Here is a 25,604-nt window from a genome sequence, read left to right as displayed (position 1 = left end):
CGGCAGATCTGCCGTATTGTCCTTCCCGGTCAAACCCACAGTGACCGGGAAGATGGTGGCGTCAGTCACATCCAGCTTATGAGTCAATCGGCTCATCTTCACCTTGCAGTTGTCGCTGCAACCGGCGCCGTGCATGGGTGCGCAACCACTTGGCCGTACCCACTGCCAGCAACCCGGCACCCAGCAAACTGGCCAGAATAACAAGGAGCACATGCTCCTCTAGCAGAACAGCAAGACGGATCCAGAGCGGTAGCGAACCAACCGTGTAAAGATGGGAATTACGATAATTGGTGAGCACATTACCATTTTTGATAACCAGATCGCCCTGTACGGCAGGCAGCTTCTGACTATCGAGCAAAGATGCCACCATCTGTTGCAGCTGCTCTGGCCGATCTCCAAGAATGGCCACAACGGAACGATGATTGGTATACGGAGATTCCCCACCGATCAGAAGAGACGCATTGACGATCGGGGCATTCAGCACAGACTGCACATTGTTATGCTGCCCGCCGTCACCACGGTCCTGAAACAGATACCAAAGCCCATCAAGCAGCGTTTTCTGCCCGACATGAATGGCCTGCCCACTAATTTCGTAGGCTGAGCGGGATAACAGCGTTTTTGCTGCCCCAAGCTGATCAAGCGTGGAGAGGACAATAATATCTTTTGCAGCGCCCAGCCCACCCAGATCAGCACTGGAAACAATATCTATGCCAACAGCCGGGTATTGGGTGGATGCGCCCAGAAAACCCATGAGATTCAGAAAAGCCGTGCTGGTGCCAGCGTCAGGCTGAGCTGGCAGCACAACCGCTGTCTGGGAGTAATCTGCCATTCTGGAAAACGGAAATGCAGAACCAGCAAAATAAGACAGATCCGGCAAAGTAGCGTAGTGATAGCTGTTACTGAAATCAAACGTGGATGTTGAATCCACTTCAGCAATAAAATCATCATTCGTGCGACGGCAGGCACCCCGGTCGATCGGCAGCACGTTAAAGTTCAGGTCCAGCTGGTTACGACCACCAAACAGCAACCATGGTGGAAGGGCGGCATCAAACGTCATCATCCCACCCTGATACCCGGGCAGATGCGCTTCGGCCTTTTTCCAAAAAACATCCGAAAACAGAGGGAAACTCTGCACATAGGCATTGTTGACCAGCACATCCAGCCGCGCACCTTCGTGTTCGAATGCAGCCGCCACAGGAGTTCTTGCCCGCAGCTTGACTGGAAAAGCGTGCTGTTTCCACCGGTATAGATCAGGCGGAATACGGAATGGAACGTAAACGCCCAGTGGCGCACCCCCCTGATGCTGCAGGTCCATGGCAGACATCAACTCGCCAAACCGAACCGCACGATCAGTGGGCACAAATGCGGGAGCATCGTAAGGTTTACGCGGAGCCAGTGTTACGTCAGAGACAACCCTGAATGGAACATCCCCCAATGTATCGGACGAAAACGCCAGAACACGCGCTGCTGTTTCAACGTCTTTCTGGTTCTGACCCGTTACAACCAGCACTGTGCCATTCGGGTCATTGGGGTTGGCCGCTTCAAACAGTGTTGGCCCGGAAGGCAGCGTTCCATTGCTATCGAGGGGAATATTTTCTCCCACTTCCACAGCATTACCCGTTTTGGGGAATGTTGCGGCAACTGGAAAGGATGCCCCACGAAAATCCGCCAGCTTACCAAACCATGACGCAACAATACCTGCGGCCTTCAGGTCATGCAGCCCACTGGTGTATGGCAGCACAAAGGGAATCTTCAGCACTTCCCGCATGTTCGGGTCAAAAAATGGTTCGGGAAGATGGGACAGTTTACGAACAGGTGGCAGCTTGACTGTTGCAATAATAACTTTGGACAGGTCTGAAACTCTTGCCCAAAGCACACCATTATGCATGTCATTACAGTCACGCCGATACTCGCCAGCGAACTGGAAGTTCAGATGGTTCAGGCGCGTAAAGAAAATAGGGTCAATATCAAAAACAAGTGGTCCAAATCGTGAGTTTTTTAAATCAACCAGAACAGTACCGACATACTGTTCATTCAGCGTCACTGTAAGGCTGCTCGCTTCTGGCAGCAAAGAGGGTGACATGGCACCATCAATAACAATTTGCGCCCGCGTAACAATTTCATCTGCAGGAATGGGAATATCCAGCCCTTGCAGAGGTGAAAAACCACGCAATGTCATTGGAGCCGTCAGCCCTAACTGCCGAAGGCTCAAAACCCGGATAATTTCTGGGGACGTGGGGGAAGGTGCTGGCAAGCTCACGGCTGGAGCCTGAGCACCGCCGGAAAATACAGGCACACCCGCAGGTGGCAGGATACCGCCGCCCTGCACAGGCGCAGGCGTTGCCGGAGCAGGAGCAGGAGCCTGCATAACATCGGATGCCGGAGCACTCGGCGGTGGCAAATCAGGCGCCGAGGCCACACCCTCTGGCGCAGGTGCGCCTGTTGGTGCCGCAGCCGTTGGCACAGGTGCGGCCGCTCGTGCCCGCGCGTTAAGCGAAACATCCGACGGCGCCAAAAAAGGACTCGGACGCTCAGGCACCTGATACGGTGCAGAATCCTGCTGCGATGCAGCATATGCAGGGCAACCAGCCAGAAACACCCAGCTAGCCATGCTGGAAGCGCTGACAGACCAGATCACGCGGAAACAGGATTTGAACACGAACGGTCTTTCTTTTAACAAATTTGAGTGAATACTCTTTTTTCTGGCCATTGCGTCAATGCCACTCCAGAAAAAAGAGAAGGTTTAAGGTGTCAAATACCATGCATCACACCCCAAGAGAGCAGACAGAGCACCCCATTTAGGCATAATGTGAATTACTGTAAGAAGAATTTTTTTGAACTCTACAAAGTTAATAAGTTGTCTATCAAATTAAATTAAATTAACGCTTTTGTAAATAATAGAAACATATGCCGCTGAATAAAATACTGACCCGCACAAATTTTGATCTTCATCATGGTAACTTATTGATATTATTCTTATTCCATAAAATACAATCATACATTCACTGAAAAAATTGTTGAAATTATTCCCTATAAATCATGAGTTTGTATAAATTTTCTCAAAAGTTTCTGCAAACAAATGAAAATCACTATAGTTATTAAAAATAATCATTTTTATAACACTACCACCTGTTACCATTTCCCACGACCATATTGCGCCGCCATGATATCTGCCCCGAACTGGCGTTTAACAAGGCCGGACAACATGGCAAGAGAGGACGAGTAATAGTTTTCGTTACTCTGCACAGGCGGCATGCTCCCTGCCATATTCCCAAACCCGCATGCCCCACCAATATCGTAAAATCCCGGTGGGGCATTATATGCTGACCGCTCGCCTGTTTTTAAATCCACCCAAGCAGGCAGACCACCTGCAGGCCACGCAGTCCAATAATTTTCGAATCCGGCCATAAGATCCCCGCCCAACTGCCCAGCCCAGGCAAGGTAAAGAGGAACACGCACCGCATCGTAAGAAAAACGGGGAGGGAACTGGGGGGCAATAGACAACTCACCTGTGTGAGATGATATTTGTAGCCAGTCTGGCGGTAACTTCCACCGCCCAAAGCGTCCGTTACGTATCAGCGTCAAACCATCTTTTATAAGACCACGCCAGACTTCCGCATTATCCAGACCTGTTGCAAGAATCAGGGACGGCATAACGTAGTAAGACAGATTAACGGTCACGGCATCAGGAGTTGAAAAACCAATATATCCTGGCAAAAGAATCCGTTTTCCGGCAACTTTTAAAACAAGCTTTTTACGGACATCTTTATAAATAGCCCGCGCTGCTTTTAAATACTCCGACTTTTGCCAACGGTAACCCGCAAAAGCCAATGCCAGCGCAATCAGCAGGTCCCCATCCGTTGCATTATTACTGTCCGGCACGTGGGGCGATGTATCTGGCAGATAATGCCATGCGTGTAAGGCACTATCTGGCAATTTAAGATTATTTTCAGTCCAGGAAAAAATCTTTTCAAAGGCCTGTTTATCATCATTGGCCTGAGCAAACAGCATCCCATAACCCTGCCCCTCGGTATGGGACTGCCCGCCATTGCCGTTATCTATGATCCGGCCATCATCACGCAAAAAATGCGAAGCATACCAGGTCCATTCGTCCACAGACTGCGCCATCCCTTGCTGGGCACACAAAGGAAGTGCCGCCGCAGACCACAACAACGTACGGCGTGACAGGCTCATGCCCTGAGAATGATCTGACGCCTGTTTACCATACATTGCTGCTATGCCTCGCATTTTCGTTTTATTGGCCTTTGGCCAGCATGGGCTCTACATTCTGGATGATTGCATTGCTCCACTTTGTATAATCTTCAGACGTCAAATGCAGACCATCTTCAGTGCTGACGTCTTTTTGCTGCAACAGCTTGGTCGAATCCACATAATGGCAGGGCTGCACTTCCTTGTTCAGAAGATTGGCCAGTTCCACTGTACGCGCCTCGGTTTTTCCATAACGTGGATTATAATGCCCCCAGGTCGGCCCGATCCACACGCATTTGGTTGACCCTATATCCGACACCAACGCATGGACCTGATCCTTGATCCAGTCTGTTGGCATCTGTGGCTGGCTGTAACCCGCCATGGCGTCCCCAAAGACCACCACCACCGCATCGGGATGCCACTGCTGCATCAACGCCTGAATGTTAGGCGGAGCATCATTTTTATCCATCGACACATTAATGTGCTCGGTACCAATGCGTTTAGTATAACCGCAGGCATTCAGGGGCTTTTCATCCACCCAGTCTTCCGGTTTGGATGAACACAGACCATAGGTCACAACCTTGGCCCCCTGCGCAACAAACGCCTCCGGCAAAGACGCAACAAGAGTATTCTTATGCGTCAGGTGGCTATCACCAATCATAAGAATTGTAAGGCCAGCAAGCAACGGATGCATTCTTGGAAACCCTTCCCGTTATTACAGTAGTCAAGTGACAGTGCTATTGCCCGTAAGTCAACACAACAACATTGGGTACGTCTGCTTTGTTCTCCACGGACCAACTGATACGTGCATCCGAAAGAGAATCCGGCTGCTGTTCCAGCCAGACACTATAAAGACCAGCCAACGCAGACGCCAGCCACAAGCCCGGGGGCTCTCCCATGCTCCCGACAACGGGCAGGCCAACATGCCGGAGCACCAGCTTTTTAGCCAACGTATCTACACGCAGCGTAACGCGCCCCCACTCCAGCAGAGCAAGTGCGGCATTCATTTCCATCTCCAGCGCTTCCAATGTCTGGCATGGTGGCAAGCCAAGGCGAGCAGCCATCTGACGCCCTACATCTTGCAAAAACCTGTCGCGGCTTCCACTCCCCACCTGCGCGTCAAAACTGCGGGCGAGCTCCTGCAAAAACAGTGACATTCCGATGACTTTCATTGGGTATCCAGAAAAGTATAATGCACCGCCAGCCCAGCGATAAACTGGTTCCATGGACCAGCATTCTGGAACTGGAAGTTACCACCTACGCGCAGGGCGGGAGAAACCTGATAAGAGAAATTGGCATGTGCGCCACCAATCAGATGGTTGGATGGATGTGCCTCCCCGATTGGCTGACTTACACTGTCGAGGTTGGGCAGCGCCTGCGAATGGTAGTTCTGATAACCAAGCTGGCCACCCACATCCCACATCCATTTATCAATTTTGCCGGTATAGGTAACAGGCACGGTCACAGAAAAGAAAGATTGGGGCGAGAAGTAACCGCCATAACCATAGCTGTTACTTGGATAATTCTGATCCGGGAAAACATACTGGTTATTATCAAAACGGAACCATGTCAGGTTTGAGCCAATCTGCACTTCCTGATTATGGTTTTTGTAAACTGTAACCGCACCACCAACACCGGCCTCGTATTCTTCATTGGTGCGGGTGTTCTTACCATCCAGATACGCATAACCACCCCCGCCATAGACGGTATAGCCATTCCCGGAATAGGCCAGTTGCAGGTGAATGTGATTCTTCATCACCCCACCCCAGGTTTTGCCAGTTTCCTTGTTTTTCATACCCGAGTAAGACACAACGCTATCTGTTAGCGCACGTCTTTCCACCATAAAGCTCAGGTGCAGATTATCCGTAATCTCGGGGAAAAACTGTAAACCCGCCACAACATTACTGGTTGTAAAACCAAGGGGGGTCGATCCTACGTCCCCTTTAAGCCAGTTCCACTCATACCCCACACCTAACGCCACACCGGCTGCATCATGTCCTGAGTACCGCTCAGGACTGTCCCCCGCAGAGAGGGAAACCGGTGTGACAGAAGCGTTCAGGCGCCCTGCACCCCATTGCACAGAGCCCGCTATTGGCACTTCCACATCAGCCAGCTTGCTCAGCCCGGACCCGTTGCGGGTATTGAACACCGGCCCAACGTCCAAATACGGTGCATAGGCTTTACCCGTCACCTCAATTTCACGGTCAATCGAGGCCAGCAGGGGGTCTGTTGTTTTTGTCGCACCAGCCTGTGACACACCATGACGGAAGGGGTTTTCTCCATCTTCCACCTCGACCGGCGTGCCAACACTTTCCAGACGCAGCATGCGGGCCTGCGCCAGAGCATTCAGGGCTTCTGTCCAGTTGCCTCGGGCTTTTGCTACGACAGACGTCCCAACCCATGTCCGTGGGTCAGATGGCGCACGCTCGCGCATGGAGTCCAGATCCTGCCGTGCCTGCTCCAGATCATGGAGTTCAACATTCAGGCGGATGGCCTGCAGGCGCGCATCCAGGTCATCAGGGTTCTGGTTCAGAACTGCCCGCGTAATGGAAAGCGCTTTTTTTGCATTATGATCTGACTGATACAAACGGGACAGCGCAAGCTGCGCGGATGACTGGTCCGTTTGCAAAGCGGGCGCCAGAACATCGTACGCTTCCGCGCGTTTTCCGTCATCATTCAACTGGTCAGACCTTTGAATGGCCAGACCATTTTTTAACCCCTGAAGAAATGTTCTTTCCTCATCAGTCAGTTGCATGCCTTCTAGTGATGCCAGCACATGCCGCACGGCTGCTGGTTTTTGTGCCGCAAGCATGACGCCCGCATAAGCAATGCTCTGGCGAGCAGATGGTGCATGGGCAAGGCGGAGCATCTCATTCAGCAGACCAACAGCGCCCGCAGCATCCCCCCGTTTGAGGAGCGCTTCCCCCATCAGCTGGCCACGTGCGCCAGTTGTATCCTCGCCAGCCTGCTGGGCAATACGATTGAAATATATTCTGGCTTCCTGTGGGTCGTCTGGCGCACCGGCAACCAGCCTCTGAAACCTGATGCGATCAGCAATCTGCCGGATATCCGCAGTCATGCCCTGACGTGGCAAAATCTGCAGCAACCGCTCGATCAGAGCCGTATCCTTAATCTGGTTGCCGTAATAAATGCCCGCCTGAATATTAACAACGGGGGCCCCTTTCTGCACAGACAGCAGGGGCTCCATAACATCGGCAGCCTCGCCACGGTTGCCGCCATCCACCAAAGCCTGAGCCAGATGCAGGCGTAACCACGGATCATGCGGCTGCGCCCGGACTGCTGCGCGCAACAGGTCAATTTTTTCATCCAGACTTGTCGCGGCATTGACCTGCTTGATCAGATCGGCCGCAGCAACCTGCTTCCCAAAATTGGGGGAAACCCTTGCAAGCCTACGCTCGATATCTGCAAGTTCCGCCGTATTCCCAGACGAACGGAGCAGGGCATACAATCCCTGCAAAGCATCGGCATTATCAGGCTCTATTGCCAAAGCCTGCTTATAAAGAGCTTGCGCCCCCTGCGGGTTATTCTGTTTGACAGCCACATCGCCAGAAAGTGCCAGAAGACCAGCCTGCTTGGGATCTACCGACAATGCCTGATCGATAGCGGCTTTGGCCTCTGTGTAATTTCCTGCCTGCATCAGGGGTTTTACGCGTGAATATGTCGTGGCAACCTTGGCAGAGGCCAGTGCAGAAGACCACTTGCTGGCTGTTTGAGGGTCAACCTGCCCGGCTTTTTCCAAAAGATCGCTGGCTTCCTGCATACGACCTTGGCGCATGCGCACCAGCCCTAATCCCCCAAGGGCATCTCCATCCGTCGGCCGTTCTGTAACGGCCTGCGAAAAATACTTGTCTGCATCGGCAATACTATCATTTGCCAGCGCCTGATAACCCTGTGTGCGGTTAAGCAGAGCACTCTCCGGCTCGGCAACCGCGGCATGCTCCCGGATCGCTTTGACGTCCGCATCCTGCGGATGGGCTTTTAACCACGCATCATATGCGGGAACACTTTCTGGCGTTTGCGCCAGCCAATGCAATGTTTCGCTCCACGCATGGTCAATGGCAGAATTCTGTGACGCGGAAAGGCCACTCAGACCCGCCAGTTTTTGCAAACGCTGCAAACCATCCAGCCGGGTGGCGGGCCGCCAGGTTAAAACCTGCGCATACGCAATCTGCGCATCAAGATTATTGGGGTTTTGTTCAACCAGTTGTTTAAGACCCAGCCGCCCCTTATCACGGTAACCAACGGCACCCGCCATCGTTTCGTAATACTCGACAGCATAGGCCGCTGGCGGGCCATCTGGAAAAAGCTTGCGGTATGCGGCAGCGGCAGCACTTGTTTCGCCCGCTTTTGCAAGGTCACGTGCGCCCGACACATCTATTTCCTGCGCATGCCCATGCACCAGTGCGGCCTGAAGGGCTTGCGTTTCCGGCGCATCGGGAAAACGCCGGGTCAATGTTTGCAGTGCAGCCTCGGCTGCTGCGGCATCTCCCCCTTCATGCGCCCACAACCCCTGTAGCTGAAGAACGTGAGGATTATCAGGAGACATATGCGCGGCTTGGGCCAATGCCTGCCATGCATGATCCATTTCCTGATGATCGTGCCAGTATTGCGCCTTCTGCAGCAGCAGAGCACTCACATCCACTGACGCAGGGGCGGCCGTTCCCAGCGATTCAGCACAGACAACAACAGGCACGGCAAAAGCCGCAACCCCCGTTATCCCAAATCTAATCGCTGTTAAACGCTTCATGCCGGTTACGCCTCGTTCCCTTCATTCTTCTTTAAATACGCACGACGTCTGGCAGCGCGGGCAGCCAGCATTTTACGCAGTACACTCCCACTCCCTACAATGCCCAAAGCTGCCAGAATAATAATACGCCATGGGTGCTCGCTAAAATACCAGTCACTCCATATCCAGAATGGCGCATTGCCTACTGTAAATGTTGAACCGCTACGAGAAGCAAGAGTTTTATGTCCGGTGACAAACGTAAGGTCACCCTGGATCCCTCTTTCCAGCGTAGGGCTTTCAATTGTGTTGATCACAGTGTCCAGCCCTTGCGGTGTTCCGGCCACAAGAACAACAACTGAACGCCCTTTTGTAAGCGGAGACTGGGTGCCAATAAGCGCCCCTCCCCCGCTCAGGGACACACTCCCCTGGAATGTTACAGTTTTTGCACCCTGTATGACGTTATCCGCAAACATATAGCGGATACCATCAAGCATTGTGCGCTCCTTCAGTCGCAGCCGGTCACCCTCGATCTGATACGGCGACCCTTTCAGCAGATCAGGCCCCTGAGCCGGAGCCTGTGTGCCGCCGGTTGCCAGCCCTATCATCAGGATATCCCGATCTTTGACGCCCGCCACATCCTTTGTGGACACAACATCCACGCCGGATATCGGCAACCATGTATAGGAGCCAAACAACCCTGCAGCATCCAGATACGTCGTCAGCACGCCCGTACCCGCATGCTCCGGTAGCACGATGGCAGTTTCTGACAGATCCGCCATACGGGTAAAAGGAAAACCACTATTTGCAAAAAGAGCAAGGTTAGGCATGACTGCCAGATGGTACGCACGCCGCATATCCAGCACTGAATCCGGGTCCAGTTCCAAGGAGATATCCTGCGCCATGGCACTACAGTCACGGCGGGCCATGGGACGGCCATCAAAATAGAAATCAAGCTCATTCTGGCCGTAAACCGCCCAGACCGGCAGTTCAACATGATGTTTCTGTATTGTCGGGCGTTCTGGCAGAAAAGCGCTCAACCATGCGGGCAGTTTTTGCGAATGTGACCACGGAAAGCTGTTCAGATAAATACCGTTCAAACTGACATCCACGCGCGAATGCTGGAGGTCGATATTATCCGCCAAAGGTGGACGAAAGCTGAAATGTGAATTGAACGAGCGACCACGCCAGGTATAGAGGTCCGGCGCAATACGGAAGGGAATTGCCAGAGTACCCGGCACATAACCATGACCTGTCAGCGCACTCTGGCTGACAAGTTCACCAAACCGGACAACCCTGTCCGTTGGTAAAAAGGCCGGCGCATCGTACGGAACACGCGGAGAAAGCGACAGGTCTGCTCCCCCGGTCTGGGACAGATCGCCAAAGCTGCCGGATGTGTATGCCAGCGTGTTGGCTGCCTGCAATACTTCCGCGACATTGCGACCAGTAATGACCAGCAAGGTGCCATTGCTGTCAGACGGATTGGCAAGCTCTGCCACCAAAGGCCCTGCAATAGTCAGGCTTTTTCCCAGACTGTCTGGCAGGTTTTCCGCCGTACCAATGACAACCGCATTCCCTGTCTCGGCCACATGATGCGAAACCGGGAAGGTAACATGATGAAAGTCTGCCTGTTTCCCAAACCATGACGCAACAATACCCGCCGACTTAAGCAGGCTCCGGCCATTTGCATTCCCGACAGAAGCCTGCTCAGGCAACACAAAAGGAACAACAGCCCGGTCAACGGCATCCGTATCCATAAAGGGTGCTGGCAGTGCAGACAGGTAACGTTTGGGGGGCAAGGGAGCCGTGGTAATGGACAGTTGCGACTGCCCGGAAATCTGCCCCCACAGAACGGGGCTGATTTCATTCCCACAGGTGGCCGTATATTGCCCGGCAAAGCTGAAATTAACAACATTCTTTGACAGAAAAAAGAAAGGGTTAACGGTAAATTTGACCGGCCCAAAAGCTGATTTTCCCGGCGTGACAGGGATTGTGCCCACATACTGGTTATTCAGCCGGATGGTGATGCTGCTGACAGTTGGCAGCAAAGAGGGAGAAAGAGCACCAGAAAGCACAAGCTCTGCGTCAGTCACCAGCTCGCCTTTAGGCAAACCAAACGTAATCCCCTGAATAGACGCAAATGGCGTCATCATCAGGGTGTCTCCCGCACCCAGCTCTTTCAGGCTCCAGGTTTTCTTGTTCACACCCACAAGGGCAGGTGCGGCATCCGCCACAGGCGCTCCAAATGTCAGGCCTGGTGCCTGCGCCCCCTGCGTGGACTGGTCCTGCACCGCAGAGGTCGGGTCCGCGGCATTCACCGTAGGAAGCGGTGGCTCCCCGTCAGCCACGGAAGGGTCAGATGGAGGGGGGGACACAGCCTGTGTTGCAGCCAATGGCAATGCTGGTGCTTGTGCAGGAGCAGGAGCAGGAGCAGGAGCAGGAGCAGCAGGTGGCACATCCCCGGCCTGCTGTGCCCAGCCAAAAGCAGGCAGAGCCGTACCGAGCAGGAAAAGACACAGTGTCGCTGCTTTTTTCTTGGGTGCAACAATCACAGCTTTTCTTTCCGGTTTTTTTTCAACGACAGAGGAACGACGAGGCGGAGCCTTGGATTTGGAGGGAGGCAGCTTCTGGCTTGCCGCGCCCGGTTTTTCTTCAAAGCGGAACAGGCTGGTAATGCTGCTGACTGCAAGCCACAGGCTACGCAAAGGCCGGTCTGGGGGGTAATGCCCCCAATCCACCCATGCGTCTGCCCGCCCAAACACAAACCGGACGACCTCGGCCTCATGGCGTAGGGAATCGTAACGCCAATCCAGCCCGATTGACTGCTTGCCAACCCATATAATTTCGCCCTTCAGGCAACCTTCTTCAGTAAAAACATGGATAATCTGGCCATTTTTCCATTCATCCAGTGTGCTGTCCGCAATCTCAACCTGACAGCCCCCGGTGGACACATCGATAATATGCGTCGAAAGCAGCCGCCCGCCTTCAGAGCGCAGCGTTACTGGCAGGCGCACCTGAATACGCGCCTTGCCCCGCACCTGACGGGATTCATGCCCTACGGCAATAGCCAGCAGAAGAGTAAGAATACTGATGCTGATCCAGACTTCATTCAACCACAGTGCATTAAATACAACCTGAGAATTATGGAACATAAACAGCCTGTAAAAACCGTAAAGCATGCCCATAAACAGAAACCCGGTTAAAATGACATTGGGATAAACCGCCTGCCAGTCCAGATAGGCCTGTTTGATTGTCCCACCTTTATCCGTCACATTAAACTTGCCCAGTTTGGGAAACAGCATCGTAACCAGCGTGACACGCACCAGAAATGTTGCCAGCGTTGTTTCGTATATTTCACCCCAAAACGAGTACCGCCAGTTCCCATTCATACGTGCAGAGGTGCAGATACAATGAAAAAAGTGCGGCAGAACATAAGCACAGAGCGCCATGGGGGACGCAGCAATCAGGGTCTGGTTAAACACCAGAAAACATATGGGCGAGGTTAAAAAAACCAGCCGGGGAATAGCAAACAGAAACCCTGCCATAGCCGAAAAATAGCAGATTCTCTGAGGCAGTTTTAAACCCGGACCTGTAAACGGATTGTCGGTACGTAAAATCTGGATCATGCCGCGTGCCCAGCGCATTCTCTGGCCAATGTGCAGGATCAGGCGTTCTGTCGCCAGCCCTGCGGCCAGCGGTAAGCTGAGGTACGCTGTAGACCAGCCACGGCGTTGCAGCTTGAGTGCTGTATGCGCATCCTCCGTCACGGTTTCCGTGGCGATCCCGCCGACTTCCATCAACGCATCACGCCGGATAACCGCGCAGGATCCGCAAAAAAACGACGCATTCCAAAAGTCATTACCCGGTTGTAGCAAGCCGTAAAAACTGTTGCCTTCGGGTGGCACGCGCATGCCGTTGGCCAGATTTCTCTGGAACGGGTCTGGCGAGTAAAAATGATGCGGTGTTTGTAGCAGACCAACGCGGGAGTCTGTCACAAACCAGCCCATTGTGGTTTGCAAAAAGGCACGGCACGGCACGTGATCGCAGTCAAAAATTGCAATCATCTCCCCATCCGTCAGACTTAGGGCGTGGTTGAGGTTGCCTGCCTTGGCATGGGAATTATCCGCACGGCTGATATAACCGATCCCCGCGGACTCAGCGAACTGCCGGAACTCATCACGGTGACCGTCATCCAGAATATAAACATTCAGCTTATCTGGCGGCCAGTCCATGGAGGCACAGGCCAAAGCGGTAACCCGCACAATGCTCAGGTCTTCGTTATACGTAGGAATATAAACATCAACACTTGGCCATTGGTCAGAATTATCCGGCAATGGCGCTGGTTTTCTTTCCAATGGATGCACTGTTTGAAAATAAATCAGCAGCAGCATCATAAACGCATAAGCTTCTGCCGAAAGCAGAATCATGCCTAAAATCGCCTGAAATGTTGTTTGAAATACCAGCGTATCGATCATCCGCCACGCCAGATATCTACAGGACACGGCCAGAGAAAGTATTTTCAAATACAGTGTAGCCGTATCATCCTTGCGGCGATTTATAATGAAAAACGCAACAATGCCGGCAATACCGACAATAAGCTGCCCGCCTGCTGACAAAAAAGACAACGTAACAACAAAAAAGCCGACAACGGAAAAACACAGCAGAAAAATTGCGAGCGCTTTGTGAACTCCCTGATCAACACGAAACAGATTGCTCAGCCGATCCGACAGTTTCATAACCGTGCTTCCAGATAGCGATGGACCCGTTCTGACAGATTATTCAGATCGGCCGCAGCACGGGATAAAGGGGCATACTCTGGCACTGGCTGCTGCATAGCCAATGCCTCCCCCACATATTCGTCCCGATGTACAACACCGAAAAGCGCCTGGCCTATTTTTTCAGACAGACCGGTACAGATAGTACGCCCCAATCTGGTCATCGGGTCAAACTGATTTAACACATATCCACGGCGTGTATTGCGAACTTCTGAATAGATTTTTCGCGTTGCAATATTGGAATACAGCACGGCAGAAGCTGCATCCACCCCAAGAACTGTCAGCAACAGGTCCACATGGGGCAGAATAGCCTGCAACATAACAGAAGGGCCCGGCGGCGTATCCACCACAACAACTATGCGCGGGGACGCAGCCATTTTTACCAGCGGCTTCCATAATAATTCAGGCTGTTGTCTGATAATACTGTCTTTTTTAATGCTTTTCCCGGCAGAAAGCTGGCCATAAGGCAAAGTGACCACACCACTCTTGCGATCTTCCTTAAGAGCTGCATCCCAGGATTCAAAATTCCCGACAGATTTTACAAAACCCTGCTCATCGGCCACATCCCCACCAAGGTGGAGGCGCAGCATGTTCTGCGGGTCAAGGTCCACGGCAACAACATGATAATGCTGCTGCTTAGCCAGATTGGCAGCCAGATTGGCTGCAATCATGGTTTTGCCCACGCCCCCTTTTGGTGAAACACAGCAAATCAAGGGCATGCGGAATACTCTATAAAAAAGTGTCGAACCAACATTTTAACAATTAGCGGAAAATGTCCGACAAATTGGAAGCAGGCCGGAGTTGGTCCTGCTTTCCCGCCAGAAAAGCAAAAACATCCCGCAAAGACTGTTGCTGTGATTTTACCCCGACGTCACTCTCCGCAGGTCTGGGAGGAGGAGAATTGATGGTTTTTTGACGAACCTCAACCTCCACAGGTTCTTCTGTTTTTACAGAGGTCAATATTTCCGCAAGTGCGTCTTTAGCGGGAGCGGCTGCAACCGGCTGGGGAGCCTCTTTGACCTTCCGCCCGGCAGGTGCATCAACATCTGGCAGGCTCGCAAGATTATCGAACTCTTTATATTTCAGGTCCGGTTCCTGTACAGCGACCCTAAGACCCGAAATATCGTCTGCATCACTTGATGACTGACTGGAAACATTGGCAAGTACTGCATCGACAAGTGGAAAACCCATTACTGCCTCCTCTATCGTATCGTCACGCAGTACGAAATTTATTTAAAAACTTCTATGCGTTCTTGGTCAACAAAACCGCATTACGCGCAGTTCATAAAGAACAGAGCACGATCTGCGGTATAACTTTACTAAAAACTGTAACTATATTCAAAAACCATACAAAATAGGCCCGTGTGTTTTTTATATCATACAAACAAAAACCACATCACCGAACCCGTATAAATCTTTAATTTCTGATTATTCCACAGAACGATCAAAAAATAAATTCAATAATCCAAAAAACATAAAATCATCTCCACTACTATATTTTCTCCAGAAGACTCAGAAAATTACAAAGATTAAAATGTTTAATGCTCTATTATTTATAATAAAAATAAATACTGCATCATTGAACGGCAGGAGAAGGCGTTATATCTCCCCTTCCCCGCCAAGTTCAGAACATAAAAATTTAACACAAAAAATGTTTTCTACTGGACAGTCTGTCTACAAAAAACACGAATATTCCATGCAGTCTTATGGAAAGCTGGAATGCTTAAAAGGATACCGATCCACCATTAAACGCAAGGGCGCAAAATCTTTATTAGAAAATGTTTCTGCCCGCACCCATGACCCATCGGGGGATTCTACAAACACGGTTGCGTTCCAGTCGGCAGCACTAATCCCCGTCCACAAAGTGAGGGTGAGCACATCCTTACCCTGCGCATCTTTGAGAAAAAGATGAGAATCACCAGAAGATGGCGGTGTGCGGCTTAATGGCCCCCAGCCGGATTTATGCCCATCCAGCCATTTATTCAGATCAGCAACCTCATCCTTCTCCAGAGCTCTCTGGTGGTGCATTGGCCCAACATCTATAACGGCGCTGGCCACCTGAGGGAACGTAACAGGTTTGAAGTTGGGTAGGGCAAAAGTCCAGATCGCAACAGATGTGCTGATCGTCAAAACCAGAAATCCAATGATAAATGCTGTTTCTTTACGCATAAAAACTGTCTTTCTTACCCTTTTACTGCGGCAATAACACGCGCCACGTCCTGATCGGTCAGTTCTGGATGGATAGGTAGCGCCAGAATACGCTGTGCCAGATCATCAGAAACGGGAAGAACCGCCCCATCATGGTGGTCACGGTACGCTGGCTGTTTATGCAGCGGCAAAGGATAATAGATAGCCGACGGCACCCCTTTGTCTTTCAGACGGGCCTGAAGATGCTCCCGTTCTTCCGCGCTGCCAACAAGAATAGCATAAATAGCCCATGCACTCCGGCTGTCGGCCACACGTGCTGGCACCTGCACATGCCCGCCAAGGCCAGCATCATACTGCGCCGCAATGGCATCCCGCCGGGCCAGTTCCTGTTTAAAGAAATCCAGCTTGGCCAGCAGGACTGCGGCCTGCAGGGTATCCAGCCGACCATTCATGCCCGTGCGCAGCACCTCGTACCGGGTTGTGCCTTCACCGTGCGTGCGTAAGGAGCGATAAATTGCGGCACGCTCAGGATCGTCGGTCAGGATCGCACCACCATCCCCATACCCGCCCAATGGCTTGGAAGGGAAAAAGGACAGGGTCGTCGCCGTAGCCTCGCACCCCAGTGGCTTGCCTGCCAGCTCCGCCCCAAAAGACTGCGCGCAATCGGCCATGAGAAACAGGTTTTCCTGCTCGGCAATACGCCGGAGCTCCGGCCACGGAGCAGGCTGGCCAAACAGGTCCACCCCAACAATGGCGCGGGGCCGTAGCTTACCCGCAGCCCGCACAGCCTGAATACGACTCCGCAGGTGCTCCGGATCAATCTGGAATGTTTGGGGGTCTACATCCACAAATACGGGCGTAGCTCCCAGCACCAAGGGCACTTCCGCCGTGGCCGTGTAGGTGAAGGCAGGCAGGAACACCGCATCCCCCCGACCAATGCCTTCGGCCATCATGACAATCTGGAGCGCATCCGTGCCGGAAGAAACACCCACGCATTCCCGCGCACCCGCCCATTCCGCCAGACGGCCCTCAAGCTCTGTAACTTCTGGCCCCATAACAAACCGGCAATGCGCCAGAACAGCATCCAGACGCTGGCGGAGCACTGGCCCTATCCGCTCCTGCTGGGCTGCAAGATCAAGAAACGCAATGGGCCTGTCGTCTGAACTGCTCATGGTGCCACCTGCTCCGTACCATCGGCCTTTATCTGTTCGTTCCTTACAGCATCGGAGGATTTTGCACCAGCCGGAGCCAGGGAGCGCACTTCTCCATGAGGGTTATGATCGAACTCCGGCACAAGCTGGCACAGCACCTGTAACGCCGCGTCTGCCTCCCCACGGCGGGCATGGGCGGTAATCTGGTCAACCGCTGCACGCACATCAGCCAGCTCCACCACGCGGGGGGTGGCCATGAACAGACCCGGCGCATCAGTCGGCACCGGAGCCTCCCGGCCGTGGAACAGCTCCTCGTACAGTTTTTCCCCCGCACGCAGGCCGGTAAAATGAATGGCCACATCCTCGTCCGGTTTAAGCCCGGCAAGGCGCACCATCTGCCGCGCCAGATCAACTATTTTTACCGGCTCCCCCATATCCAGCACAAAAATGCCACCGTGGCGGAGCAGGTCATCCGTGCCGGTCACCCCGACCCCGGATGTCCCGCGCACGCTGGCCTGCAAAACAAGGCCCACAGCCTCTGGCACGGTCATAAAATAGCGCCGCATTTCCGGGTGGGTAATGGTCAGCGGGCCACCCCGTTCCAGTTGCCTCTGGAACAGCGGCACCACAGACCCCGTTGACCCCAGCACATTACCAAACCGGACCGTAATGCAGCGCATGCCCCCACTGCCCCCTGCTGCGCGGGCCTGAATATCAAGCGCCTGACAGTACATTTCCGCCGCACGCTTGGAGGCGCCCATCAGGCTGGAGGGGTTGACTGCCTTGTCGGTGGAAATAACCACCATGGCCGCAGCGCCATACCGGGCGGCCGCATCGGCCACGACCCGTGTACCATGCACATTGGTCAGCACCCCCTCCTCAGGGTTTGCCTCCACGATCGGCACATGTTTGAGGGCTGCGGCATGAAACACCAGATCAGGCCTGAAATGCGCCATAACGGCGTCAATCCGCTCTTCGTCACGCACATCGGCCACAACGACCTGACGCAAAATATCCGGCGCGCAATCAGCCAGTTCCACATCAATCTGCCAGAGCGCAAACTCCCCATGATCCAGCAGAACCAGACAGGCAGGCCCCAGCCGGGCAATCTGGCGCACCAGCTCCGATCCAATGGTCCCCCCCGCCCCGGTCACCATAACCGTGCGCTGCCTGATAAGGCGTTCCATACCCGCATGGTCGAGCGACACCTGTGGGCGGTTGAGCAGGTCTTCAATCGGGATGGGGCGCAAATGCACCTGATCAGCAGGCGTGAGTTCGGTCATCACGGGGGTTCTGAACACGGCAATGCCGTAATCGGCTGCCACAGCCAGCACACGACTAAGCGCTTGCCCCTTAAAAGCAGGGTCCGCGACCACCAGAGCCTTGGGCAGGCTTCCAGCCCTGCGCATCCGCTCCAGCACAAGCGATATTTCCTGCACATGGCCCAGAATCGGTACATTCTGAATCCGTTGCCCAGCCTGCTGCTTAAGCCCTACCAGCCCGACGACGCGGATATTCATGTCATGGTTGCGCTCAAGCGCCATCAGGTAAAGGTCAGCCGTGTTTGCCGTCCCGATCAGCACCACGCGCTGGCGCCCCTCCCGCCGGGCTACAAGCCTGTGCGCCACACGCAGGGACACGCGCGACCCACCCAGCAGAATGAGCAGAACCATGGCATAAATAACGGGAAAAGCCTTGCTTGGGAGCGGGAAGCCCGCCCACACCAACCCGAGGGAGAACAGCAGTGCACTCGCAACCGATGCGCCAGCAATACCCAGCAGGTCCGAAACACCGGAAAAACGCCAGTATTGTTGCGGAATTCTGAACGGAATACCGCTCACTGCCAGAGAAACACCCCCACCCGCCAAAAACCACAACGGGTGGAGCAGACCATCCTGCGGGGCTGCCAGCCAGCGGGCCAGAGGGGCCGCCAGCGCTGCCAGCACACCATCAAGCAGGATGTTAACGGCAATCCTGTTCAACGGCCAAAATCTTGGATAGTGATGCTGGGGTTGAGAAGGTTGCGATACCATGATCCTGCACATATAGCCCAGCCCCTGACATCCTAGAAGCAGCCTAACCGGACAATGGCCTTATTTCATGCCTTTTTTTTTCCATGCTCTGGCATTTTTCTGTCTGTTTTGCGCAACAGTGCTGAGTGCCGCCCTTGTGCGGCGCATGATCAGGCTGGCAATCATGGACCACCCCGTGCACCGCAGCGCACATGCGACCCCCACACCCAAAGGGGGCGGAATCGGGGTTATGGTGGCATTTGGGCTGTTTTTCCCGCTTATGCAGTTGCTGACAGGGCAGCCGGTGCTCTCTTTAAGCTGTCTTCTGACCGCCTGCGCCCTTGTGCTCCTGTGCAGTGTGTCCTGGCTGGACGACCTGTACCAATGGCCTCCAACCATTAAACTGGCAGCACAAACCGCCGCCGCGTGCATGGTTGTGGGAGGTGGCATAAGCCTGAGTTGGCCAACACCCCTAGCGGGGGCCATACTCTCCGGCCTCTGGCTGATTTTCATGACCAATGCCACCAACTTCATGGATGGGCTCAACGGACTTATTGCCGGGTGCCTGAGCTGTGCTGCCGTGGCTCTGGCCTTTGTTGCCCCAGCTTTTGGGGTACCGGAGCTCCAATGGCCATCCCTGCTTCTGGCCTGCTGCCTGCTTGGCTTTCTGCCTTTCAACTTCCCCCATGCCCGGATTTTTATGGGTGATGTTGGCAGTCAGGGGTGCGGCCTGCTTGCTGGCACCGCTGTGCTGTATATTGCCAGCCACACAACACAGCCGGGCGGCTGGCTGCTTGGGCCTGCTCTGCTGTTTCCACTGATTTATGATGTGGTGTTCACACTCATCCGGCGCTGTTGTGCGGGGCACCCGCTCCTACGCGCACACCGAGGACATCTTTACCAGATTCTGCACCGTAGCCATGTGCCGGTCCCCGTTGTGTCTGCTCTGGAGTGGTGCATGACCCTGTGGGGGGGCGCCATTGCCAGCCTTGTAGTGCCCACCGCCAATATATGGGCCAGCGCAGGCGGGCTGGCCCTGCTTATGCTACCCCAACTGGCATGGACCGCATTTGCCGTTGCACGTACCCGCACGCACCCTGTTGGCAGGTGGTAAACGGCCCCCCCCACCAGAGACTTATTTGAGTGTGAACGTCAGCCCCTGCGCGGACCCGGCCAGCCTTGCCCCTTGCGAGATGGTCTCGATCTTGATCCGCACACCATTCCTGTTTTCCAGCACGGCACCCCCCAGACCCTGCCCCAGCGTGGCCTCACCGTGGGCGGCGGCATAGGTGCCATCAAAATCCTTCAGCCGGTGCAGGTTATAAACCGTACCCGTGCCCTCGATCTTGGAAAAGCCGACAGCGGCAATGGTGCCCCCGGTAATGGAGAAGGTGTGGGTCTTGCCGCCATATGTCAGCTTGCCCTCCCCCCACGTATACCCAACCCCGATATCGGCCGATTTGGCGGTCAGGGTCAGTTTGGCTGTAGGGGCGCCCATGGCGTCAGCCGCCTGTGCTGCGGACACAGCACCAAAGGAAACAGCCAGAGCGGCGGCAGCAACAGCAGAAGAAAAGCGCATGGGATGGTTCCCTTTACCTGATTGACAAGGTTACGGAAAACAACGCCCCCAATACAAAAAAGTTGCCCGCCGCATGGGCATGACCATGCGTGAACATGGCCACACCCCGCAGCAGGGCAACTTTAAACTACCTTGATCAGGCCGGATAAAAGCGGCTGATCAGGCTGCCGCAACACGGCGCAGGCGGCGCACGGTTGCCACCTTGGGCTCCTGCTGCGTGTTCTGGCCTGCATCCCGCACGGTGGTACCCATAATGGTGCGGATTTCCTTCAGGTAGGACGCGCCCTTGGGGGTGCGCTGCACCAGAACGGAACGACGATCCAGCGGGTCCACCTTGCGGCGTGCCAGATCCAGCTCGCTCAGGCGGTCCAGCGCGCGGGTAATGGCAGGCTTGGACACGTTCAGGCTTGCTGCCAGACCACGCACCGTATGCCCGCTTTCGTCCAGATAGCAGGTCAGAAACACAGCAAGCTGACGGGCGGACAGGTCCGGCCCTTCTCCGCGTACCAGTGCAACAACGGTATCCCGCAGGGTCTTGACCAGATCCTCTGCCTTTTCTGCGGCCTGTGCCATGACGTTCAACTTCCTTTTCTGCCGTGGGCCAGAGCTTTGGCCCGTCCGGCTGTGTTGTTCCGGCCCCTATTCAAACCGGAATGAATTCCATGTGCTTTATATAGACACCGAAACGATTTTTAAAAGTGTTGTAACAAAAAATTATTACGCTCACCCAACTTGTCCTGACTTTACGTCTTTTCCGTGTCATTCGTTCCACAAAGAGAACGGATTACACGAAAAAGTGCACGAATTCCGGGGGTATCGCCCCCTTCCGGTCGGCCCGGTCTGCTGGAATCGTTCCATGCATAACTGTCGACATGCACCCAACGCTGGTCTGGTTTTACAAATTGTTCCAAGAACAATCCCGCCGTAATCGCGCCCGCCATGGGGCGGGAGGCAATATTGTTCAAATCCGCCACAGAGCTTTTCAACCAGCCCACATAGCCCTGCCAGAGCGGCAGACGCCACAGGGGGTCTGCCTCATATTCCGCCGCCTCGGCAAACAGGATGGCTGTGGAGTCGCTATTGCAGAACAGGGCTGGCAGGTCCGGCCCCAGCGCTACGCGGGCCGCCCCTGTAAGGGTGGCCACATCCACCAGCAGGGCCGGTGCGCTCTCACCCGCCTCATACAAAAGATCACTCAGCACCAGCCGCCCCTCGGCGTCCGTATTACCAATTTCCACCGTCAGGCCCGACCGGCTGCGGATCACATCCAGCGGGCGCATGGCGTGGCCGGACACGCTGTTTTCCACGCAGCCCAGCCGCAACTCCAGCCGCACCGGCAGGTCCTGCGCCATAACCAGCCAGGCCAGCGCCAGCACCGTGGCCGCCCCACCCATATCCTTTTTCATCCGCAGCATGCCGCTTGAGGGTTTGATGTCATACCCCCCGCTATCAAAGCACACACCCTTGCCAACAAGGGAGATCAGGGGCGCGTCCTTGCCCGCATGCGTACCGCTCCAGCGGGCCAGAAGTACCCTTGGCGCCCGCTCCGAGCCATTGCCTACATGCGCCAGCAAGGGGTAGGCCGCATCCAGCTCCGCACCCTTGATCACCTCCACATCCGCACCCAGCGGGCGCAACGCGCCCTTGGCCTCACGCGCAAGGTCGGACGGGCCGAGCAGGTTGGCTGGCATGTTGATCAGGTCCCGGGCAAAGCAGATCGCGCGTGCCATCTGCGCCGCCAGCCCCTTACGCTCCCCTGCCGTAACCACAAGCCGGGGCTGTGCAGGGGCCTTGTCTTCCGTTTTCAGGCTGTAGCGATACGCCCCAAGGCAGAAGCCCAGAATAACATCATCACGCGCCACGTCGTCTGGCACATGTACGCACCAGTCCCCTTCCGGCAGGTCGAGGGCAAGGGTGCCAAACACAAACGGGTCGCGCACATTTGCCGCAGGCAGGCCAAACAGCGCCTGCACCTTGCCCGCTGGGCCGGGCACCAGCACAAGCTGTCCGGGCCGGGCCGCAAAGCCGCAGTTTTCGGCAAACGCCACGGCAGGCTCGCCAGCCAGTGCCACCCACGCCTCCCGCTCATGAGCGCGCACGGCGTAAACAGCACACAGTGCCTTGCGTCTGCGGGCAACGCTCAGGCAGTCCAGATCACGAATAGGCATGGCATTCCTCCTTCTTGGGGCACCCTGCGCCTCCCTTTTGCATCATGCAACGGGGGAGATTCTGTACATTGCTGACTTGCTTTTCAGAGCGGAGCATCCGACCATGCACGCCATGACGGTTTCCACACGCCAGATGGTTCCTGCCCTGCATACAGCCCGCCTTGCAGAACGGGCCCCTGTCCGGGCTATTCTGGGCCCGACCAATACCGGCAAAACCCATCTCGCGCTTGAGCGGATGCTGGCACACTCATCGGGGATTATCGGCTTTCCACTCCGGCTTCTGGCGCGCGAGAACTATGACCGCATGGTGCGCCTGAAAGGGGTGCGCTCGGTGGCGCTGATTACGGGGGAGGAAAAAATCATTCCCCCTCAGGCCCGCTGGTTTTCCTGCACGGTTGAAGCCATGCCCATGAACCGCCCGGTGGACTTTGTGGCGGTGGACGAAATCCAGCTTTGCGCCGACCCCGAACGCGGACATATTTTTACCGACCGCCTGCTCAACGCCCGCGGCCTGTCCGAGACGCTGTTCCTTGGGGCAGACACCATTGCCCCGTTGATGAGAACCCTGATCCGTGACGTGGAGGTGGAAACACGCCCCCGCCTGTCCAGCCTGAGCTACACCGGCCATACCCGCCTGTCCCGCCTACCCCCCCGCACGGCCATTGTCGCGTTTTCCATGGCGGATGTGTACGCCATTGCCGAACTGATCCGGCGCAAACGCGGCGGCTGCGCCGTGGTTATGGGGCAGTTATCCCCCCGCACCCGCAACGCGCAGGTTGCCCTCTACCAGAACCGCGAGGTGGATTATCTGGTTGCGACCGATGCCATTGGCATGGGTCTGAACATGAACATTGACCATGTTGCCTTTGCCGGGCTGTCCAAATTTGACGGGCAACGCCACCGCAGGCTGGCTCCGGCCGAAATTGCCCAGATTGCAGGCCGCGCAGGCCGTGGCACACGGGACGGCACCTTTGGCACCACCGGAGAATGCCCGCCCCTGCCCGAGACCATGGCCGAAGCCATAGAAACCCATCATTTTGAGCCACTCCCCTTTTTATGGTGGCGCAGCAGCAAGCTCAGCTTTGCCTCCCCACAGGCCCTGTACGACAGCCTGTGCCAGAAAACCCCTCACCCCAGCCTGCGCCCTGCCGAACCTGCATCCGACATGCAAACACTCAGCGCACTCATGCAGACCCCTGCTGTGCGCACACTGGCCACCACTCCCCAGCACACCCGCCTGCTGTGGGAAATCTGCCAGATCCCTGATTTTCGCAAACTGGGGCTGGACAGCCATATCCGCCTGTGTGGCCAGCTCTTTGCCATTCTGGCTAAGGATGGACGCCTGCCTTCCTCCTGGCTCAAAAGCCGCCTTGCCAGTCTGGAGCATACAGGAGGAGAGATAGAGGATCTGATGCACCGCCTGATGGGCATTCGCACATGGTCCTACGTTGCTGCCCACCCCGAATGGGTGGAAAACGCCCCACACTGGCAGCGCCACACCCGCATGCTCGAAGACGCGCTCTCCGACGCCCTGCATGAAAGACTGGCCAGCCGGTTTGTAGACAGGCGCGCCGCCAGTCTGGCCCGCAGGCTGGAGGAGGCCGATGGCGCCCCCCTGCTGTGCGCCATCAGCAAAACAGGCGAAGTGTGCGTGGAAGGGCACGACGTGGGGCATATGCGCGGCTTTGCCTTTACCCCGGACCCTCAGGCTGCCCGCTCGGACCAGACCCTCATTCTCAAGGCGGCACGCCGCGCGGCCCGCAGCGAGATCCCCCGGCTTGTCAGCCGCTTTTTGCAGGCGCCGGAGAGTGAAATCACACTCAACCTGCAAACAGGGCATATTCTCTGGCGTGATGACCCCATTGCTCATTTGCGCAAAGGCCCCTCGGTCCTGCACCCTGTCATCCATATTGAAGATGCTGAATTTCTTGAAAGCGCCCACAAGAGTAGAATACGCGAGCGGCTGGCACAGGTCATAGCCAACATTCAGCAACAGGCCCTTGGCCCCCTGTTCCGCGCCGAGCAGGCTGTGGCAGAGTACCCCCTGCTCCGTGGCATTGTGCATGCCATGATGGAAAACGGCGGGGTTGCAACCCTTGCCGCCCCCCCGCACCTTCCTCCCAAAGAGGCACACCTGCTGCGGCAACAGGCCATACGGCTGCATGGCACACTGGCCTTTTGCACCCCCCTGCTCAAACCCCAGCCCATGGCGTTGCGCAGTCTGCTCCTACGCATCCATAACGCCCTGCCCATAGCAGAACTCCCGCCGCCGGGTGCGGTTTCCATGCGCCTGAGCACGCAACCAGACGCAGCTATGCTGGCACTACTCCGCAGCGTAGGCTGGCTTGCAGGCGGCGGCACACTTATTCGACTCGATATTGCTGCCAGTATTGTGCAGGACATGCGCGCCTTGTGTGCGCGCACACCCAAACCTTTGCCTCTTTCTCTCGCATCGCGGCTGGGGGTGAGCAAAAAAGACCTGCCAGAAGTGCTCAAGGGCTTGGGAATCCGCCTGCAACCCCCAACAACCATGCCCCGGCACCACGCAGGCCCACCCGCACCTTTTATGGTTTTGCCACCACGCCAGCCAGAAAAAAGAAAACAGCGCCGCGCCCGCCCCGAACATGGCAAACATCTGCAAAATGCCCAAAACAGCAGTCCTTTTGCCATTTTGAGCATGCTCCGGCGGCAAATGTAGGAGCAGCCCTGCTGCCAATGAAGTACCCCCTTTCATCCAAGCGGGTTGCCATAGGGCCAAAACCCCATCATATCTGCGCCATCCTTGGTGGCGCGACCGGACAGTCGCCCATCTGACCCC

General features: G+C 55.3%; 16 protein-coding genes. 2 read left to right on the top strand and 14 right to left on the bottom strand.

The window, feature by feature from the left end:
- Nucleotides 1-76 precede the first annotated feature (76 nt).
- From HK26_RS06045 to HK26_RS05995, 11 genes are all read right to left on the bottom strand, one after another.
- Nucleotides 77-2,659 (bottom strand): cellulose biosynthesis cyclic di-GMP-binding regulatory protein BcsB, encoded by a 2,583-nt coding sequence (locus tag HK26_RS06045; protein WP_143296292.1) that lies wholly within the window; start codon nt 2,657-2,659, stop codon nt 77-79.
- A 473-nt stretch (nt 2,660-3,132) separates the two neighbouring features.
- Entirely contained in the window at nt 3,133-4,194 is a 1,062-nt protein-coding gene (locus HK26_RS06040) for a family 8 glycosyl hydrolase (protein ID WP_257640896.1), read from the bottom strand.
- Between the two features lie 61 nt (nt 4,195-4,255).
- Nucleotides 4,256-4,870: an SGNH/GDSL hydrolase family protein gene (locus HK26_RS06035; RefSeq protein WP_257640879.1), complete on the bottom strand. Its 615-nt coding sequence runs from the start codon at nt 4,868-4,870 to the stop codon at nt 4,256-4,258.
- Between the two features lie 76 nt (nt 4,871-4,946).
- Entirely contained in the window at nt 4,947-5,366 is a 420-nt protein-coding gene (gene bcsD / locus HK26_RS06030) for a cellulose biosynthesis protein BcsD (RefSeq protein ID WP_180539353.1), read from the bottom strand.
- Nucleotides 5,367-5,377: 11 nt separating this feature from the next.
- Nucleotides 5,378-8,977, bottom strand: coding sequence for a cellulose synthase subunit BcsC-related outer membrane protein (locus tag HK26_RS06025; protein WP_086638949.1), 3,600 nt, complete (start codon nt 8,975-8,977; stop codon nt 5,378-5,380).
- A gap of 5 nt (nt 8,978-8,982) precedes the next feature.
- On the bottom strand, nt 8,983-13,689 hold the full coding sequence (gene bcsA, locus HK26_RS06020) for a UDP-forming cellulose synthase catalytic subunit (protein WP_086638948.1): 4,707 nt from the start codon (nt 13,687-13,689) through the stop codon (nt 8,983-8,985).
- Complete coding sequence (gene bcsQ, locus HK26_RS06015; protein WP_086638947.1) at nt 13,686-14,447, bottom strand: cellulose biosynthesis protein BcsQ; 762 nt, start codon at nt 14,445-14,447, stop codon at nt 13,686-13,688. The genes bcsA and bcsQ overlap by 4 nt, the downstream gene beginning before the upstream one ends.
- Nucleotides 14,448-14,490: 43 nt before the next feature.
- Nucleotides 14,491-14,919 (bottom strand): hypothetical protein, encoded by a 429-nt coding sequence (locus HK26_RS06010; protein ID WP_086638946.1) that lies wholly within the window; start codon nt 14,917-14,919, stop codon nt 14,491-14,493.
- A 513-nt stretch (nt 14,920-15,432) separates the two neighbouring features.
- Nucleotides 15,433-15,897 (bottom strand): hypothetical protein, encoded by a 465-nt coding sequence (locus tag HK26_RS06005; protein ID WP_086638945.1) that lies wholly within the window; start codon nt 15,895-15,897, stop codon nt 15,433-15,435.
- 14 nt (nt 15,898-15,911) lie between these two features.
- Nucleotides 15,912-17,048, bottom strand: coding sequence for a DegT/DnrJ/EryC1/StrS family aminotransferase (locus HK26_RS06000; protein ID WP_086638944.1), 1,137 nt, complete (start codon nt 17,046-17,048; stop codon nt 15,912-15,914).
- The gene (locus tag HK26_RS05995; protein ID WP_086638943.1) at nt 17,045-19,060 is read right to left on the bottom strand and encodes a polysaccharide biosynthesis protein; all 2,016 of its coding nucleotides are present in this window, start codon (nt 19,058-19,060) and stop codon (nt 17,045-17,047) included. The genes HK26_RS06000 and HK26_RS05995 overlap by 4 nt, the downstream gene beginning before the upstream one ends.
- 67 nt (nt 19,061-19,127) lie before the next feature.
- Here HK26_RS05995 and HK26_RS05990 point away from each other — a divergent pair, with 67 nt between their 5' ends.
- The gene (locus HK26_RS05990; protein WP_086638942.1) at nt 19,128-20,153 is read left to right on the top strand and encodes an MraY family glycosyltransferase; all 1,026 of its coding nucleotides are present in this window, start codon (nt 19,128-19,130) and stop codon (nt 20,151-20,153) included.
- Nucleotides 20,154-20,174: 21 nt separating this feature from the next.
- On the opposite strand, the gene HK26_RS05985 is transcribed toward HK26_RS05990, so the two are convergent.
- From HK26_RS05985 to HK26_RS05975, 3 genes are all read right to left on the bottom strand, one after another.
- Nucleotides 20,175-20,618 carry a hypothetical protein gene (locus HK26_RS05985; RefSeq protein WP_025825408.1) on the bottom strand — a complete coding sequence of 148 codons (444 nt, stop codon included), beginning with the start codon at nt 20,616-20,618 and terminating at the stop codon, nt 20,175-20,177.
- A 159-nt stretch (nt 20,619-20,777) separates the two neighbouring features.
- Nucleotides 20,778-21,191, bottom strand: coding sequence for a MarR family transcriptional regulator (locus HK26_RS05980; protein ID WP_086638941.1), 414 nt, complete (start codon nt 21,189-21,191; stop codon nt 20,778-20,780).
- Between the two features lie 170 nt (nt 21,192-21,361).
- Complete coding sequence (locus HK26_RS05975; protein WP_086638940.1) at nt 21,362-22,786, bottom strand: leucyl aminopeptidase family protein; 1,425 nt, start codon at nt 22,784-22,786, stop codon at nt 21,362-21,364.
- A gap of 112 nt (nt 22,787-22,898) precedes the next feature.
- Between HK26_RS05975 and HK26_RS05970 the strand changes: the two genes are divergently transcribed.
- Complete coding sequence (locus HK26_RS05970) at nt 22,899-25,484, top strand: helicase-related protein (protein WP_086639056.1); 2,586 nt, start codon at nt 22,899-22,901, stop codon at nt 25,482-25,484.
- The last annotated feature ends 120 nt before the right edge of the window (nt 25,485-25,604 follow it).

It is taken from the genome of Acetobacter okinawensis, from assembly GCF_002153655.1.
GTDB classification, from domain to species: domain Bacteria; phylum Pseudomonadota; class Alphaproteobacteria; order Acetobacterales; family Acetobacteraceae; genus Acetobacter; species Acetobacter okinawensis_A.
Note: the sequence above shows the minus strand (reverse complement) of the source record. Positions and strands in the feature narration are given on the sequence as shown.

Excerpts from the sequence above, each read along its gene's own strand:
- bcsD (WP_180539353.1), bottom strand. The coding sequence starts at position 5,366 with ATGTCACTGTTTTTGCAGGAGCTCGCCCGCAGTTTTGACGCGCAGGTG.
- HK26_RS06005 (WP_086638945.1), bottom strand. The coding sequence starts at position 15,897 with ATGCGTAAAGAAACAGCATTTATCATTGGATTTCTGGTTTTGACGATC.
- bcsQ (WP_086638947.1), bottom strand. The coding sequence starts at position 14,447 with ATGCCCTTGATTTGCTGTGTTTCACCAAAAGGGGGCGTGGGCAAAACC.
- bcsA (WP_086638948.1), bottom strand. The coding sequence starts at position 13,689 with ATGAAACTGTCGGATCGGCTGAGCAATCTGTTTCGTGTTGATCAGGGA.
- HK26_RS05975 (WP_086638940.1), bottom strand. The coding sequence starts at position 22,786 with ATGCCTATTCGTGATCTGGACTGCCTGAGCGTTGCCCGCAGACGCAAG.
- HK26_RS05990 (WP_086638942.1), top strand. The coding sequence starts at position 19,128 with ATGCCTTTTTTTTTCCATGCTCTGGCATTTTTCTGTCTGTTTTGCGCA.
- HK26_RS06035 (WP_257640879.1), bottom strand. The coding sequence starts at position 4,870 with ATGATTGGTGATAGCCACCTGACGCATAAGAATACTCTTGTTGCGTCT.
- HK26_RS06010 (WP_086638946.1), bottom strand. The coding sequence starts at position 14,919 with ATGGGTTTTCCACTTGTCGATGCAGTACTTGCCAATGTTTCCAGTCAG.
- HK26_RS06000 (WP_086638944.1), bottom strand. The coding sequence starts at position 17,048 with ATGAGCAGTTCAGACGACAGGCCCATTGCGTTTCTTGATCTTGCAGCC.
- HK26_RS05970 (WP_086639056.1), top strand. The coding sequence starts at position 22,899 with ATGACGGTTTCCACACGCCAGATGGTTCCTGCCCTGCATACAGCCCGC.
- HK26_RS06040 (WP_257640896.1), bottom strand. The coding sequence starts at position 4,194 with ATGAGCCTGTCACGCCGTACGTTGTTGTGGTCTGCGGCGGCACTTCCT.
- HK26_RS06025 (WP_086638949.1), bottom strand. The coding sequence starts at position 8,977 with ATGAAGCGTTTAACAGCGATTAGATTTGGGATAACGGGGGTTGCGGCT.
- HK26_RS05980 (WP_086638941.1), bottom strand. The coding sequence starts at position 21,191 with ATGGCACAGGCCGCAGAAAAGGCAGAGGATCTGGTCAAGACCCTGCGG.
- HK26_RS05995 (WP_086638943.1), bottom strand. The coding sequence starts at position 19,060 with ATGGTATCGCAACCTTCTCAACCCCAGCATCACTATCCAAGATTTTGG.
- HK26_RS05985 (WP_025825408.1), bottom strand. The coding sequence starts at position 20,618 with ATGCGCTTTTCTTCTGCTGTTGCTGCCGCCGCTCTGGCTGTTTCCTTT.